This window comes from Pontibacter sp. 13R65, assembly GCF_047525655.1.
In the GTDB taxonomy this organism is placed as follows: domain Bacteria; phylum Bacteroidota; class Bacteroidia; order Cytophagales; family Hymenobacteraceae; genus Pontibacter.
Map to the genome: position 1 here is coordinate 18,910 of NZ_JBLIQL010000029.1, position 17,195 is coordinate 36,104.

The 17,195-nt window shown below is 47.2% G+C and carries 9 protein-coding genes; 5 read left to right on the top strand and 4 right to left on the bottom strand.

Annotated features, from left to right (window positions below; translation table 11 throughout):
- Positions 1-359: 359 nt before the first annotated feature.
- The 4 genes from ACMA1I_RS21255 (at position 360) to ACMA1I_RS21270 (ending at position 7,370) form a co-directional block, all read left to right on the top strand.
- Entirely contained in the window at positions 360-1,070 is a 711-nt protein-coding gene (locus ACMA1I_RS21255) for a LuxR C-terminal-related transcriptional regulator (protein WP_337070494.1), read from the top strand.
- A gap of 350 nt (positions 1,071-1,420) precedes the next feature.
- Complete coding sequence (locus ACMA1I_RS21260) at positions 1,421-4,960, top strand: methylmalonyl-CoA mutase family protein (RefSeq protein ID WP_414703962.1); 3,540 nt, start codon at positions 1,421-1,423, stop codon at positions 4,958-4,960.
- A gap of 176 nt (positions 4,961-5,136) precedes the next feature.
- The gene (locus tag ACMA1I_RS21265; protein WP_337070497.1) at positions 5,137-5,268 is read left to right on the top strand and encodes a hypothetical protein; all 132 of its coding nucleotides are present in this window, start codon (positions 5,137-5,139) and stop codon (positions 5,266-5,268) included.
- Positions 5,269-5,594: 326 nt separating this feature from the next.
- Positions 5,595-7,370, top strand: a complete 1,776-nt coding sequence (locus ACMA1I_RS21270) for a lysophospholipid acyltransferase family protein (RefSeq protein ID WP_337070498.1) — start codon at positions 5,595-5,597, stop codon at positions 7,368-7,370.
- 529 nt (positions 7,371-7,899) lie between these two features.
- Here the strand turns inward: ACMA1I_RS21270 and ACMA1I_RS21275 are convergent.
- Both ACMA1I_RS21275 and ACMA1I_RS21280 read right to left on the bottom strand, forming a co-directional pair.
- The gene (locus ACMA1I_RS21275; RefSeq protein ID WP_337070499.1) at positions 7,900-9,273 is read right to left on the bottom strand and encodes a GH1 family beta-glucosidase; all 1,374 of its coding nucleotides are present in this window, start codon (positions 9,271-9,273) and stop codon (positions 7,900-7,902) included.
- A 29-nt stretch (positions 9,274-9,302) separates the two neighbouring features.
- Positions 9,303-10,289: a glycosyltransferase family protein gene (locus tag ACMA1I_RS21280; protein ID WP_337070500.1), complete on the bottom strand. Its 987-nt coding sequence runs from the start codon at positions 10,287-10,289 to the stop codon at positions 9,303-9,305.
- A 438-nt stretch (positions 10,290-10,727) separates the two neighbouring features.
- Between ACMA1I_RS21280 and opgC the strand changes: the two genes are divergently transcribed.
- The gene (gene opgC / locus ACMA1I_RS21285; protein ID WP_337070501.1) at positions 10,728-11,852 is read left to right on the top strand and encodes an OpgC domain-containing protein; all 1,125 of its coding nucleotides are present in this window, start codon (positions 10,728-10,730) and stop codon (positions 11,850-11,852) included.
- A 65-nt stretch (positions 11,853-11,917) separates the two neighbouring features.
- On the opposite strand, the gene ACMA1I_RS21290 is transcribed toward opgC, so the two are convergent.
- Positions 11,918-12,766 carry a UDP-2,3-diacylglucosamine diphosphatase gene (locus tag ACMA1I_RS21290; RefSeq protein WP_337070502.1) on the bottom strand — a complete coding sequence of 283 codons (849 nt, stop codon included), beginning with the start codon at positions 12,764-12,766 and terminating at the stop codon, positions 11,918-11,920.
- Between the two features lie 420 nt (positions 12,767-13,186).
- Positions 13,187-17,107 carry a choice-of-anchor I family protein gene (locus tag ACMA1I_RS21295; RefSeq protein WP_337070503.1) on the bottom strand — a complete coding sequence of 1,307 codons (3,921 nt, stop codon included), beginning with the start codon at positions 17,105-17,107 and terminating at the stop codon, positions 13,187-13,189.
- Positions 17,108-17,195 lie beyond the last annotated feature (88 nt).

Here is a 17,195-nt window from a genome sequence, read left to right on the forward strand (position 1 = left end):
TTCTAATCAAAATGCCCTTCCTTAGCCAAAAACAGATTTAAAGGGGCAAGGCTTATGTTAGATTCCTATGGCAGGAACTGCGGTTTTGAGTACGAATACCCTTCCACCATAACATCTTGTACATAATCTTATACAAGTAAAGGCTACCTTTCGTCACCAAAAGTTAAATCACTCATAATCTTTGATTTAAGTTCTGAAGCATTATAAACTACTAAGATTATTTATTGTTTTATCTAAAATTTATGTATTGACATAAAAAGAAATATGCTTAATTTTAAAAATAGAATCCACTTTTCCATTAAACTGTTATTTTGATGGATTTACACAAAGTAAAAAGTGATATTAGTTTATAAATGCTCATGGCAGATACCAATAGCGAAAACAACTTACAACAGAGGATCAAAGAATTAGAAGAAGAATTAGCGCAGGTTAAAGAAAGGTGCGCTTTTCTGGAAAAAGTTGTGAATGAGGTTCCTGCTAATATCTATATTTCAGATCTTGACCAGGGCGTGGTATGGTGCAACAAAACCAATGAAGAAACACTCGGCTATACCCTGCCTGAGATTTTAGCGATGGGCGGCTTTAATTACTTAAAGGAAATTGTGCACCCCGACGACCATACTATACCAGAAAACAGCCTGGTCCACTACAAGCACTTTACTGGCGCTGAGTACGGAGGCATCTTTCGGGCTAAACATAAGGAAGAAAGCGAGTACAAATGGTACACAGGCTGGGCTAAATCATTCCGCAGAAAAGAAAACGGAGAAGTAAAAGATATTCTGTGTGTAGATGTCGACCTCAGTTCGCGAATGGATACAGAAGAGCAATTGGTAGCAGCCCTCAAAGCGAATTTGCAGAACAAAAATAAACTCCTCATTAAAAACCTCCGCAATCGGGAAATTCAAATACTGAATATGATCTGCCAAGGTATGAGCACCAGAGGGATAGCCGAGCAGCTGTTTCTAAGCTATCATACTGTAGAAACTCACCGCAAAAACATTCAACGAAAATTAGGCACCGGTAATGTGGCTGAAATGGTGGTGCTGGCCCGCGAAGCTGGTTTAGGTTGAACGCGCTTTTTAGTTTCACTTATCCTTTAAACAGTACACCAATTAACTCAGGCGCCTACAAACGCTACTTTTAGTTTCTGCAAGCAGGATTTACCATCCGCTTTAGCCTGCATTCCCTGCCCTGCCGGCTTCTTTTTCACACCCAATTAAGGCGCCGTAACACGGTTATTCTTCGTATGCCAAGGTAGCAGCATGTTTACTGAGAGAACAGCTGCCACTAAAATTGCAAAATTCATAAAACGAGTCCGCCAGAAGTACCTTGTAATGCAAATTTTGCAGAGGGAAACCTTAGTTTAGTGCATATTACGTACATTTGCACGTTACATCATCAGGACATACCTACACCTACTATGCAAGCTCATCAAATCGAAGTTTATAAACCGATACACCATATCCGCCTCGTAACGGCAGCTTCTCTGTTCGATGGCCACGATGCCTCCATTAACATTATGCGGCGCATTATCCAATCTTCCGGAGCGGAGGTTATTCACCTGGGCCACAACAGATCGGTGCAGGAAATCGTGGATTGTGCCATTCAGGAAGATGTGCAGGCTATTGCCATCACTTCGTATCAAGGGGGCCACCTGGAGTACTTTAAGTACATGCATGATCTCCTGCAGGAGCGAGGCTGCGGACACATTCGTATTTTTGGTGGCGGCGGTGGCGTTATTCTGCCAGAGGAGATTGAGGAGCTACACGCTTACGGCATTGCCCGTATCTACTCCCCCGACGATGGCCGCGCCATGGGTTTGCAGGGAATGATAAACGACATGCTCAGCAAGTGCGACTTTCCTACAGGCAATAACCTGAACGGTGAGGTGCAGCACCTGCAAGAGAAAGATGCTAAATCGATTGCCCGCCTTATTTCGGCAGCAGAAAATTACCCAGAAGAGTTTGCTAAACTAAAAGAGCAGCTCATACAAAAGGCAGAGGCAGGAGGCACAGCCCCTGAAAGGAAAAGCACGCCGGTATTGGGTATAACTGGTACGGGAGGTGCCGGTAAATCTTCTTTAGTAGATGAACTGGTGCGCCGCTTCCTGCTCGACTTCCCCGACCAGAAAATTGCCATTATCTCCGTTGATCCTTCTAAACGCAAGACGGGCGGTGCCCTGCTGGGCGACAGAATCCGGATGAACGCCATCTCGAACGACCGTGTGTACATGCGCTCCTTGGCCACACGCCAAAGCAACCTGGCCCTGAGCAAGTATGTGCAGGACGCCGTAGACATTGTAAAAGCGGCTCGCTTCAACCTGATCATACTCGAAACAAGTGGCATAGGCCAGTCCGACACCGAAATAGTAGAGCACTCCGATGCCAGCCTTTATGTAATGACTCCGGAATACGGAGCAGCTACCCAGCTCGAGAAAATCGACATGCTGGACTTTGCCGATATTATAGCCCTTAATAAGTTCGATAAAAGAGGTGCCTTGGATGCCCTGCGCGACGTAAAAAAACAGTACAAGCGAAACCACCAGCTCTGGGAGGTGAGCGAGGAGCAGCTGCCGGTGTTTGGCACCATTGCCTCGCAGTTCAACGACCCCGGCATGAACCAGCTCTACAAGGCAGTAATGGCCAAAATATCTGAAAAAACCGGTCTTGCTTTTGAATCTAAGATGGAAGTAACGGAAGAGATGTCGGAGAAAGTATTTATTATACCGCCAAGTCGCACCCGCTACCTCTCCGAAATTTCTGAAACAATCCGTAACTACGACAAGTGGAGCAGCGAGCAGGCTGAAACCGCTCAGAAGCTTTACGGCATTCGCAAGTCCATTGAGGCAGTGCAGGGGCTCGAAATTGATGACAAGGACCGGCTGGTTAAGCAACTGGAGCAGGCCTACGCTGAATTAGAACTGCACCTGGATGGTCAGAACAAGCGAATCCTGGAGAACTGGAAGCAAAAGGTGCAGGCTTACAAAGAAGAGTTTTATGTATTTAAAGTGCGCGACAAGGAGCTGAAGATTAAGACGCACAGTAAATCCCTGTCGCAGCTCGATATTCCTAAAATTGCCTTGCCACGTTACGAGGCCTGGGGCGACCTGCTGAAGTGGAACCTGCAGGAGAACGTGCCGGGCGAATTCCCTTATACGGCTGGCGTGTTTCCTTTTAAACGAGAAGGGGAAGACCCAACCCGTATGTTTGCCGGTGAGGGTGGTCCGGAGCGAACCAACCGCCGCTTCCACTATGTTAGTTTAGGAATGCCGGCCAAACGGCTTTCCACGGCTTTTGACTCCGTTACACTTTATGGCGAAGACCCGGATTTCAGACCAGATATTTATGGCAAGATTGGCAACTCCGGCGTAAGCATCTGCTGCCTCGACGATGCCAAGAAGCTCTACTCCGGCTTTAACCTCTCCCACCCCATGACCTCGGTGTCGATGACCATAAACGGACCGGCTGCTATCCTGACAGGTTTCTTTATGAATGCAGCCATAGACCAGCAGTGCGAACTATATATAAAGGAGCATGGGCTCGAAGAGGAGATCAATGCTAAGATTGATGCCATTTATAAAGAGAAAGGAGAAGAACGTCCTCACTACCAGGGGCCGCTACCCAAAGGCAACGACGGTTTGGGGCTGATGCTGCTCGGCGTAACCGGCGATCAGGTGCTACCTGCAGAGGTATATGCTCCCATAAAAGAAAACACGCTTGCCTCAGTTCGTGGCACAGTGCAGGCCGATATACTGAAAGAGGACCAGGCGCAGAACACCTGCATATTCTCCACTGAGTTCTCGCTAAGGCTTATGGGCGACGTGCAACAATACTTTATCGATCATAAAGTGCGTAACTTCTATTCCGTTTCAATTTCAGGCTACCACATAGCAGAGGCAGGTGCTAACCCAATTTCGCAGTTAGCCTTTACCCTTGCAAACGGCTTTACATTTGTGGAGTACTACGTGAGCCGTGGTATGGACATCAATAAGTTTGCTCCTAACCTGAGCTTCTTCTTCTCCAACGGCATCGATCCGGAGTATGCGGTAATCGGGCGTGTAGCACGCCGCATCTGGGCCAAGGCCATGAAGCATAAATATGGTGCCGATGCACGCTCTCAGATGCTCAAGTACCACATCCAGACTTCAGGCCGCTCGCTGCACGCTCAGGAAATCGACTTTAACGATATCCGTACCACACTGCAGGCACTTTACGCTATTTACGATAACTGCAACTCGCTTCATACCAACGCCTACGACGAAGCCATTACCACACCTACCGAAGCCTCAGTGCGCAGGGCCATGGCGATACAGCTGATCATTAACAGAGAGTTAGGTTTAGCAAAAAACGAGAACCCGCTTCAAGGCTCCTTTATTATAGAAGAGCTAACCGATCTGGTAGAGGAAGCAGTGCTGCTGGAGTTCGACCGGATTACAGAACGAGGCGGTGTGTTGGGTGCTATGGAAACCATGTACCAGCGCGGCAAAATTCAGGAAGAAAGCCTGTATTACGAAACGTTGAAACACAATGGCGAATACCCGATTATTGGTGTTAATACTTTCCTTTCTTCAGAAGGTTCACCTACTGTTATACCTAAAGAAGTGATTAGGGCTACCGAAGAAGAGAAGCAATACCAGATAAAAATGGTCCAAGACCTGCATCACCGGCACGAGGAGAAAGCGGAGGAGCAACTAAAGCAACTGCAACAGGTAGCCGTACACAATGGCAATGTGTTCGAACAGCTAATGGAAACAGTGAAATTCTGTTCGCTAGGGCAGATTACGAACNTGCATCACCGGCACGAGGAGAAAGCGGAGGAGCAACTAAAGCAACTGCAACAGGTAGCCGTACACAATGGCAATGTGTTCGAACAGCTAATGGAAACAGTGAAATTCTGTTCGCTAGGGCAGATTACGAACGCGCTGTTTGCCGTTGGTGGCCAGTACCGTCGTAACATGTAAGCTCTAATTTAGCAGCTTCCTGCGTTCGGTTTCAGCTTTTAATAAAAGAGGAAATTAGGCGCAGGAAGCCAAAAAAATAAGTACTATTTTTTTCTTAAAAAAACTAACTAACGTTAGCAACATTTCTTTTATAACAGCGTTAAGAAAATACAACGAATCCTTAAGCTGTTCTGATCATGAAAAAGATATCTACCATTTCCTCCTTTCTGGTACTCGGTACCACCCTTGGCTTCCTGTTGAAGAACCTGATGGTGCCAGCTAATTTGCAAATAGACCTGCACGACGAAGACTACCACCTGTACCTGTAGATCATCCTATAAAAGGTACTTGTTTGCTGCAAAGTGCCACCTGTTCTTAAATAAATAGAGCAGGTGGCACTTTGTATTTTTATAAAATGTCGTCAATTATCCTTACCACCGCCTATTTCCAAAATCAAAGCGCAGACTGCCAACACTGCCTTATTCTTACGTAATGCGGTACCATTTTCGATCTTTGGCTTGAGGCAGTGACTCTGGAGCCTATGTACTAACAAAAAACTTGGAAAGCTTTATCAAAGCATAACACAGCCTTAACCTACGAATCATATCAGCCTGATAATTTAGGGACATACTATAGCATGTAGGTATTCGTGGCCATGATAGAAATTATTAATAAAAATCAGTTTTCGGCGGCAGCTGCCCTTGATAAGTTCAAGGCCTCCTTTCTTTCTCCCTGGCTCATGCAAGTGCTCCGAATTAAAAGCCTGAACCAACTCTATGCCTCTGCCCACACCTACAGCGGGTTCGAATTTGTAGAAGAGATCCTGAAACGACTCGACATTACCATCGAAATTCACCCCAAGGACCTCCAGCATATTCCGGCAAGCGGGGCTTTTATGGCCATAGCCAACCATCCATTTGGCGCCCTCGACGGACTGATCATGCTCAAACTGCTAGGCAAGGCAAGGCCTGATTTTAAACTGATAGCCAATCATCTGCTCTCGCAGGTACCGAACCTGCAGGAAGTAGTGCTGCCGGTAAACCCATTTCAGGATGCAAAGAAAAGCAGCTATGCCGGCATCAGAGGTGCCTTAAGGCAGCTGCACAATGATATGCCGGTAGGAGTTTTTCCGGCCGGAGAAGTTTCCAGCTTTCAAGTGCAATCATCGGGTATTACAGACCCAGCCTGGCATGCGTCTATTGGCCGGCTTGTTTCCATGGCCAAAATGCCTGTAGTTCCTATTTTCTTTAGCGGCCACAACAGCCTTTCGTTTAACCTGACCGGACTGTTGCACCCCTTGCTCCGAACCGCGCAGCTGCCGGCTCAATTGCTCAACAAGCAGGGCCAGACAATTCAGGTACGCATCGGTAAACCTATAATGCCTAAAGAACTGCTAGCCCTCGATCAGCCTCAAATCCTCCCTTACCTTCGGGCTAAAACCTATGCCCTAGGTGCCACCTTACAGGAGGAAGAGAAAACGCTGCTGCAACTGGTGAGCAAAAAATCAATGCCTGCTCCTATTGCACCTGAAGTTGATCCTGAGCTTATCTTAAAGGAAATTGACAGCCTTCGAAACTCAGCCAGGTTGGTGCAGTACAAGCATCTGGAGGTTTACCTGGCATCGGAACAGGAGGTGCCGCATGTAGTAAAGGAAATAGGGCGGCTTCGGGAAATAACGTTTCGGGCCGCAGGAGAAGGCACTCAAAAAGCTACAGACCTGGATGAATACGATACCTATTATCACCACCTTTTTCTGTTCGACCGACAGGCTAGTAAGTTAGTGGGAGCCTACCGTTTGGGCAAAGGCAAATTTATTTTAAAGAAATACGGTAAAAAAGGATTTTACCTGCACTCCCTCTTTAAGATGAAGAAAGGATTTGTGCCCACGTTAAAAGCATCGCTGGAACTGGGCCGGGCCTTTGTACGACAAGAGTACCAGCGACAGCCCCTGCCCTTGCTCCTGCTTTGGAAGGGTATTGCCACATACCTGGAAAATAAGCTCAGCTACCGCTACCTGATTGGCTCTGTCAGCATCAGCAACCAGTTCACACCCATTTCCAAAATGCTGATGGTCGATTATATTACCTCGCATTACTATGACCTGGAACTGGCAGCTTTGGTACAGGCACGCAAAAAGTTCAGGTACCGGTTTTCTAAGGAGCATTACGAGCAGGTACTGAACCAGAATGTCAATTCACTCGATTCATTGGAAAAGCTAGTAACCTACCTCGACCCGGAGCAGAAAACACTGCCGGTACTCTTAAAAAAATACCTGCAGCAAAATGCCCGTATCATCGGCTTTAACATTGATCCTCAATTCTCCAATTCACTGGATGGGTTTATTGTGATGGATGTCACCACCTTACCCGCCACCACAGCCCGGCTGCTGGAGCGCTACAGTACCAATGCCAACTATCAAGAAGAAGCCTGATGAATGCCCTAGGCTAAACTAAGCCTTTTTAGCTCCGGCAGGCCCTTTTCATTAGAAGAATTTCAGAATTCTAAGGGTAGTAATGTAAAACTATGTATTGCGGCAGTCAGCTACGAAGAGGACAGCTTTGCCAAATGCAACTATAGACGATTTTTTGTTTGAGCGTTCAGCGAGTGGGGGTGCAGGGGCCCCCTTTAGACAAAATCGTCTTGATTTTTTTGGTTCTTTTTGTATTAAGACAAAAAGAACAAGGAAGCAGGCAATGCAACAACTTTACTCAGAGGTCACCGCAGTAAAAGCAGCTATGCAAACTTAGACTAAAAAGCTAAAAGTGACTGCTGTCAGACCTCGCCCACGCTAGAAAGTGAAACCGTTAGCATGAAAGTACTATAAGCTCGCACTAGCGAGAACTTTAAACCAAAAAGCTAATAGCGGCTGCTGACGGCTCTCACCCACAAAAACCTTATAGGATGTTAAAAGGATATTACCGTAGTTAGCTTACAACGATTTCTTTCAAACAAGGCTGTCGCTATTCAGCAGCAACAGTAGCCTCCCCTTTCAAAAAATCGCGGTACCAGAAGCCGGAGCTTTTGATAGTTCGCTGCTGTGTTTCATAGTCGACATGCACGAGGCCGAATCTGGGATCATAGCCTTCTGCCCACTCAAAATTATCAACAAATGACCATACAAAATAACCTGTTACGGGCACTCCCTCTGCTTTAGCCCGCAGCACCTGCTGCAAGTACTGCTGCAAAAAAGCAACACGCTTGGGGTCGTGTACCTGCCCATCCAGGAGCTGATCAGGGAAGGCAGCTCCGTTTTCCGTTACGATCAATTTCGGCATGTTGGGGTACTGGCTGAACTGGTGCAGGATGTGGTAAATACTTTGCGGGTAAACTTCCCAGTTCATGAGCGTGTAAGGTACGTTTCGCTTTCGGGCCGGCACCAGATTAGCCTGCAGAAATGGAGTCCAGAACGAATGTTTTACCACTTCGCGCGTGTAATTCTGCACCCCTATAAAATCGAAGTTAAAAGGCAGTAGGTCTACATCGCCGGGGAGCATGTACTTTTCGATGCGGCGCATAAATTTAAGGTCTTGAAGCGGATAACCCAGCCCCAGCGCTGGTTCCATAAACAGACGGTTGAGAAGCGCATCTACCCTGCGGGCAGCCCGTTCATCTTTTTCTGTGGAACGCAGCGGCTCTATGTGAGAGCAGGAAAAGGTAGTACCAATAGTGGCTTCAGGTTGCAGACTCCGAATAGTACGACCGCCAATTGCCTGGCAAAGAGCGGCATGATGCACTGCAGGCACAAAAGAACCAAAGCCCCGGCGGCCGGGCGCATGCACGCCCAGAAAATAACCGGCACCGGTAAACACCATTGGTTCGTTCAGCACCATCCAATGCTTTACCCTGTCGCCGAAGTGCTTTACACAAAGGGCGGCATACTCCTGAAACCAGTCGATTACTTTGCGGTTGGTCCAGCCTCCCAGTTTTTCCAGGGCGTGCGGCAGGTCCCAGTGGTAAAGCGTAACCCAGGGCGTAATGCCTAGCTCCAGGCAATGATCGATTAAACGGTTGTAGTAGGCTAAACCGGTTTGGCTCACACTGCCATACCCCTGAGGCAGCAGCCGGGGCCAGGAAAGCGAAAACCTGAAATTTGGGATATGCAGGCTTTGCATGAGCTGCAGGTCATCGGGGTAACGGTTAAAAAAATCGCAGGCCAGGTTGCCGTTGTGGTTCAGCTTTACCTTACCTTTTGTACCTGAAAATACATCCCAGATCGAGGCTCCTTTTCCCTCAGCTTCGTGTGCTCCTTCTATCTGGTAAGCTGCCGTAGACACTCCCCAGTAGAAGTCTTCACCAAATGCAGATTTAATTAGTGGTAGGTTATTAGATTCCAATAGTGGTTTGGTGGTGTGTAATGCTAAAACTATGTATTTTCCTGAACGATACGCTGCACTAGGGCAGCGGTTTCATCAGGGTAATTTACTTTTACGGTCGGGCCTTCAGCTACCCATTGGTGCAGCGCCGGTAATTGCTTCTTTTTAAGATTCTTGAGCGTGCTTACACCCATGTGCTGCAGCACCGCAGCATTGCAGACCTGCTCAAACTGGTTCTTCATAGGTATCACCAGTAATTTTTTCTGGAGGTAGAGCACCTCGGAGGGCGTACCAAACCCGGCAGCGCAGAGTACTCCGGCAGAGGCAGCCATGCTTTCCAGAAAAGCATCCTGCTGCACGGGCCTTACCCACACATTTCCTAAGCGAAAAGCCTGCTTGTTGTGCTTCGAAAACACCTGCCACTCTACCTGCTTCAGCTGCGTGAGCCTGTTCACAATTTTATAGTCTTCGTGGGCTGGCAGGTATACGGTGTAGTGGCCTTGGTTCGACACCTGCAGTTCCCGTATTTCCTTCCGGATAATGGGTGTGTAAATGCTATCGTGGAAGCGAGCGAAATGCAAGCCGTAATGAGCTGTGGTAGGCGCATAATTTCGAAGAATGAGCTTGCCCAGCATGTCATTTTCAGCAGGCTGAGGCACATACGGGCTGAGTACAGCCACCTGGTTGCTTAAGCCAATACATGCTTTTTTGGCCCAGGTACACGCCCAAGCCGATATCGGTTCAAAATCTGATATTACAAGGTCGTAGTCCTGCACCTGCAGCATCTTCATCTCCCTGAAGAAACTTCTGGAGTTTACTTGGGCGAACGTTTTGTAAAAATCCACGCCCCCATTTTTGCCAAAAATAAAGCTTAGGCCACGCAGCCGGTACTTCATCGGGTAAGGCAGACTCAGGTCTACCTGGCAACCGCTCACCAGCAAATCTAGTTCGCCATGTTTTTGAAGAGCCGGAATAATATCGAGGGCGCGGGTCAGATGTCCGTTGCCGGTACCCTGAATGGCATATAGAATTTTCAATGATCAGACCTGATTTGATAAACCATAAGATTTTTAGGTACAGCCAGAGGAGAAACAAGCTTCCACCTCTAGATCAGCCTTTTCATTCTTCCGGAGGCGAATATCTTACATTCGTTTTACCTCATCATGAAGAGATCATTAAGATTTGGTAAAGCATTTTTAAATCACATTAGCCATTTACTACCAGGCAAGTAAAGTGGTAAGACAAAACAATACTGGTTGCATTAAAAATTATAACAAATCCATAAAATAAGGCATAGGCGGCAGCAGAGAAGTTATATGATCCGCCGAGTATCACTTTAAATATGGCAGAAAATCATACAGGGATGTTAAGGTATTGTTATGTCTTGATTTGAGCTCAACCCAGGTGTGGCACGATCGTTTTACTAGTTTCCAGGTATGCTCTCATACTGGTGATTTACCTTGATTACAATACTAATGAAACGGAACCAACAAATTGATTTTTTCAAAGGGCTGTTGCTTATTCTTATCACAGTCGATCATTTCATGGATTCTGACAATCTCCTTAAAAAATTTACATTTGAATTTGTAGGACCAGTTTCTGCTGCAGAAGGCTTTGTGTTTTTGTCGGGGTTAACAGTAGGTCTCATTTATACCTCTAAGCTAAATAAGTCTGGTCTGGCTTCTATTGCAGCGGCTACTCGGAAAAAGGCCTGGCACATTTACCGGTACCATCTCCTGTTGTTTCTGCTAACCTGGGTGTTCCTTATTTCAGGGCAAGCCATCTTTAAATACTGGGAGGGAGAATACGCAGCTATTCTTCAGAATCCTATCGAGATGCTGTTTATGGGTAGTTTCTTGCTTTACCAGCCTTCATTGCTCGATATTTTGCCGATGTATGTGCTGTTTATGTTACTTACCCCCTACCTTATTCTTTTGTATAAGAAACAGTACCAGTGGCAGGTTTTAGCTTTATCGTTCCTGGTTTATTTGGCGGGTACTTCCGGTGTTTTAGTTTCTTTAACTGGCAGCTTTCTCTCCAAAACGTTTCTGTTATCCGGGTACTTTAATATGTTGTGCTGGCAGTTCTTATTTGTGGCAGGGCTTTACATCGGTTACCTGGTTTACCACCAGAAAACACGTGCTATTTTAGAGAGCAAGGCATTGCTGTACCTTTCCTTACTGATTTGTATTCCACTCTTTTTCATTAACTTCTTTTATATTTCGTTCGAAGGGTTTGACGTAGAATTCTGGACCGAAAGGGGGCACCTACGCCCGCTGAGACTGCTCAACTTTGCTGCCTTGGTAGCCATAGTTGCTCACCTGGCAACTTCCTTTAAAAGCTGGTTCCAAACAAAAGCGGTGTGTTACCTGGGTAGGCATTCGCTTCAGGTTTTTTCGTTACACATTTTGCTGGTGTTGTTGTTTAAACCTCTGATTGTGAATTTAAACAGCCTGTACTTTATTCAGATTACGAATAATTTCTATATCTATCCAGCCGGTACGGCTATAGTGCTCCTGGTAATGGTACCAACTCTATACATGGCCCCTTTCCTGACCGCCTATCGAAAATCAAACTCGCAGGTAAAACAAAATATTTAATGCAAAAAAGAGCATCAAACCTCAATTGGCCTAATGCTCTCTTAGTTATAGAATGGAGAATTTGTTTACGCTGTCTTCAGTTTAAACTCCACCATCAGGCGCTCAAACAGCTCGAGGTTAGTTTCCATGCTGTTTTCGGCACTGTCGTCTTCTTCTGCCTGCAGTGCCAGGTCTTCCTGAAACTTATAAAGACGCCACTCCCCTTCATGGAACTCCAGCGCCGTCAGGTTCTCGATCCAGTCGCCAGAGTTAAGGTAGGTAACACGGCCCTCAGCATTCACTATCTCCTTTATTTCGGGATGGTGAATATGACCGCACACTACATATTGGAAATTATTGGATATGGCTATATCGGAAGCTGTTTTCTCAAAGTTATTGATAAACTTAACCGCGCTTTTTACTCTGTTTTTGATGTTGCGGGACAGGTACACTTTCTCGCGGTTGAGCTTGCGGCAGAAGAAATTGACGACCCGGTTGAGCAGGATCAGCAGGTCGTAGCCTTCGGCTCCTAACTTGGCCAGCCATTTGGAGTGCTGCATGGTTACGTCGAACACATCGCCATGAAAAATCCAGGCCGGACGGCCATCCAAGTTCAACACCAGCTTGTTTACTATCTCGAAATTATTGAGCTTAAAGCCAACAAACTTGCGCAGCATCTCGTCGTGGTTGCCGGTAATGTAGTAGATTTTGGTGCCTTTGGCCAGGAGCCCCAGCAGATGCTTTACGACTTTCATGTGAGCCGCTGGCCAATAACTCTTGCTGAACTGCCAAATGTCTATGATGTCGCCGTTCAAAACAAGGGTTTTAGGCTTAACGCTCTTGAGGTACCGAAGCAGCTCCTTTGCATGGCAGCCATAGGTACCCAGGTGCACATCAGAAATCACGACCAGTTCTACTTTTCGTTTTTTGGGCATGGCAGTTACAATTATTTCAGGAGGTGCTGCCGCAACTCAGGCTGGCAAGTAATTATTCTAATGATAATGGACTTCCGGGGGTATTTCAAACGGAAATACCTCATGCCCTATAGTTCGACACCAAGTCTGGATTAGGCCCGTTTGAACTTAAAAGGAGAATTAAAAGAATGTAGTCGAAATAGAAAAAGACTCAGCACGTTACCTGTAGCCTGCGACACTATTTTTTGTAGCTTTTTCATAACCTTAACTTTAATAATTCTATGCCCTAAATTACAAACCGTATATTAGCTCCAGGTTACTTGCTGATTATGATTAAGTTAAGAAAACTTGAATTACCTGATTCAGCTCTGCTGTGGCAACAAAAAAGAAGCAGCGACAAACCTAATTGACGCTGCTTCTGCACCTGTAAATAAGGAAAAATTAATGAATGATCAGTCGTTTTACCTGGCCCTGGTTGGTTCTCACAAAGTACAGACCTTTGGTGTAACTTGTCACATTCAACGACCCCACATTTCGGCCGCTGTACACTTTTCTGCCCAAGGCATCTAATACCTCAACATCTGCTTTTTTGTTGAAATACACCGTTGTACCTCTGGCAGGATTCGGGTAAACGAAAAACCGGTTCTCGTCAGCAGCCAGTTCCGGAGAAGAGGTAATGGTGTTCTGAATTTCGTATAGAGCCACCGTACCGCTTACTTCGTTCGAAACTGCCAGATAAGGTCTGCCATTTGGGCTGTTTTCCGCAGCTATAAAGATAATGCCTTCCGGACCGTGGTCGCCGTCAAACTCGGTGAGGCTGCGGCTGTTTTTGTAGTCCACAAACTGAGGGCTGGCTGGGTCTGTTACGTTATACACCATGACCCCACCTACCCGTTCGAGCGCTATAAAAGCATACATTTTTTCATTTATCTCAGCCACCGTTACTCCTTCTGGCTCCGGCCCTTTGGCACGGCTGCGGCTCTTGAATCCATTACCTTCGTTATCGGCATTAAAGAGTGGCGATATGGCCGGATCTTTTGACGTATAAAGCTCAAAATCATCGCCGCTATCGTATACTAATGCTTTAGACTCGGCATTCCAGATAGAAAAAGAGCGGGCACCGACTACATATAACTCATCGAAATCGCCATCGTTATCGGTATCGCCTTGCAGGTTGGAAATGCGCAGGCGGCCCAGGTTGTGACTTTCCTGTAACATAGCCGCATTCGGAAAAGCTTCTGGATCTAATAGAGCGGCACCTACCGTGGTTCGCTCATTTAACCCGCCATACTCCTTTTCGTCACCCTCATTGGCTGTAACCAGGTAGGTAGTGCCACCTACGCTGTAGCTGGCAATGGCATCCGGAATATAAAATGCTTTTACAGGCCAGTTGGCTATCAACACCTCCTTGTTGTTATCGGACGCATCGAAACCATTGCCCATGGCCATCATGTTTTTGGTACCCAGCGGAAAGATGCTGGTTATGGTATTGCTCACCAGGTCTATTTCGCCTATGGCGTTGTTCTCCTGCAGCGTTACCCAAGCCTTTTTAGAGTCCAAAGCCACAGTGATATACTCCGGCTCCAAATCTTGGGAAAGGGTGCTGCTGGCTTTAATCTTCCGTACACCTGCTGCTGTAAGAGCTGCCTCCTGGCTGTTGAACCCATCGAACAACAGGTTTGTAACCTGCGCCTGCGTTAGGTTGGCAATCCCTCCCAACATGTCGATTATACTAACAGAGCCCTCTGGATCTACTGCATAATCGGCGCTTGGTTGCCCTTCGTTGGCAGTAAGTACTTTGGTTCCATCTGGGGTGAAGGTAATCATATCGGGCAGCGCCCCCACTGTTACCTGCTTCAGGAATTCACCGTTGGTATCAAGAAAAACGACGGTGCCATCTAACTGCTCGTTTGCATTAGGAGAGGCAACAGCTACAATGCCATTGTGCACCGCCACACTAGTTATGCCACCATAGCCCGACATGTCAACTGACTTAATTAGCGTGATGTTGGCAGGATCGCTAAAGTCTGCAATATCCAACCTTCCCTGCACCGCGCTGGTCATAAACAGCCTTTGCGTGGCAGGGTCGTGTACTACAATTTCGGTTGTGCTACCGTCTTCGCTATTCGGTGCAAAACTGCCAACATGAGCAAGTTCAATTTCTTTAGTAGGTTGTGGTGCCTGGCGATCGTTGTCTTTGATATACACAGTGGCAAACGGAGTGCCTTCAATGGTCAGGCCAACCGGGTTCTCCAGACTAAGCACAAAGTATTCGTCCTGCTCCTCTACTTCGTCGTCTGAAATAGGAATAGAAATTGTTTGTTGGATAGGGCTGTCGCCGGTAAAAGTGAGCTTTTGCGTGGCAAAGGTAAAATCTTCAGGACCAGCCGTGCTAAAAGGTACGCCTTTCACCACCAGATCTACAGTCGCTTCTGCCGGGTTATGCAGGTTGAGCTGCAGCGTAAGCATGCCTGCGCCTTCGTTTACCGTTATAAACTTACTTTCGAAAGCAATGCTGGTGTTGTAGCGGAAGGTGTAGGTGTAGGCACTATACATTGGCTCCTGCTCCGAATCCTGCACCCCATTTACAACTAGTGTATATTCTGTTCCGGCAGCAAAGGCATTGGCAAAAGTGAGCGTAATGGCTTTTTTATCTTCGCTTAAGGTAGCCAGCTGTAAACCAGGAATGCCAGTAAAGTGGCTAAGTGTGGTGGCCGTTGCCTGATCAAGTTCTTTATTGAATAACAATCTTATGGAGGTGCTGCTCAGGGTAGCGGCGCTCACCACCGAAGGAGGACCAGGGAAAGCCCAGGCCGGCCACTCCTGGGCAGCAGTTCCGGAGGCCGTACCAACCCAGTTGGCAGTGTTCAGTATAGCTTGCCGCAACTCTTGTTTTGTTCCGGTTACAGGCCCGTTGTAATAAGCATTCGCCGTATTACCGGCTACATTGCCGGCCGCGGCGCTTAAGTTTAAAGCTGTAGTGCCTTCTACTAACCCGGCTGGCAGCATGGAGTTGCTGCCGTTGCACAGGGTATTAGTTGGGAGCCAGGCATTGGAGCTGAGGGCGGTAATATAGTTTGGTTCCTGAGTAGAACCGGTATACACCATTACCTGATCGCCGCCTGAACTTAGTCCAAAGCCCGAGCCGGTTAGCGTGCCTATGTTTGTAATCAAAGCATCATTTTGTATCCGGATGACAGTACCTGCCGCTACACCGGTTGCTGGTGCTGTCCAGGTAAAGCCACCAGCACACTGCGCCTGCTCGTTGTTAGTGTATTTAGCATCGGTGATATGCACTCTAGTACCAGGCAATATGTTCACCAGGCTCAACAGTGCTATTTCATCTTCGGTAGCCGTGGCATTCATGCGGTACCCAACTACCAGTAAATCGCCGGGTTCAAATTGAGTTTGCAGAGGAATAGTGGTAAACATTGCCGACTGCACTGTTGTAATGGCATTGTCAGCATGATCTTCTACCACACCGGCCTTCAGGGCAAGATAGTATGTCTGGTTATGCTGCAAGGCGGCAGCTGGCACAACAGTAAGGGTACGGCCTTCTATTTGTGCAGTAAAAGCCACAGCCTCGCCGCTGGCATTGTCTAACCTTAGCTCCAGCAGGTCAGCTGCCAGTTCGCTGGTAATGCCATTGTTGTTCAACAACCTGATGTCTTCGCTAAAGCTAAGAGTAGGGCGAACAGTCACCGGCACCGTGGTAGCGCCATGGGAAGGAGAAAAAGTTACCAAAGGAGCCTGTGTGTCTGCCCCAAAGGTATTGGCATCGAGGGTAAAATTATCGAAGCGGTTGTTGCCTTCGGTGCCGCCATTCCCCTGTTCAAAGCTAATCCTGATTTTGAATGCCGGGTTGTTATTTACCGCCACTATATCCGTAAAGTCCAGTGTTTGCAACGTAGGATTGCCGTCTGCAGGCGCCAGAGTTGTTAGCCGCTGAAAAGTGGTGCCATCGGTGGAGTAATCGATTAATTGGGAACCGGCCCCGGCACTAGAGCGGCGGGTGGTATACTTTACGACCACGTCTTTGTATCCTGTGGTAGGCAAGGCAAAATCCACCATACCGCCAATCGGATTATTAAAACGGAGGTGGGTAGCAGGAGCATCACTATCCCTGGCATTCAGGTTCTCAACATCGAAACCCTGCCCGGTGTTACTGGTTACCTGCACCGCACTATTGCCACCGGCCACATGACTGATACTTCCTCCAGGCACTGTAGCTGCTGTCGGCGTTAAGATAGTCTCCAGGCTAGCGGAATTATTGAAGTTCCAGTAATGCACCAATGTCTGGGCCAGCAACCCCTGCTGCAGGAGCGCCAGGAGCGCCAAAACCAAAAGTAGATTTTTTCTCATAATAGCAAAATGAGTTGAGGGTTATATATATTTTTACAAATATATCCGGGAGCTATTACCAGAAGTTTATTCTCTTATTATCAAGCAG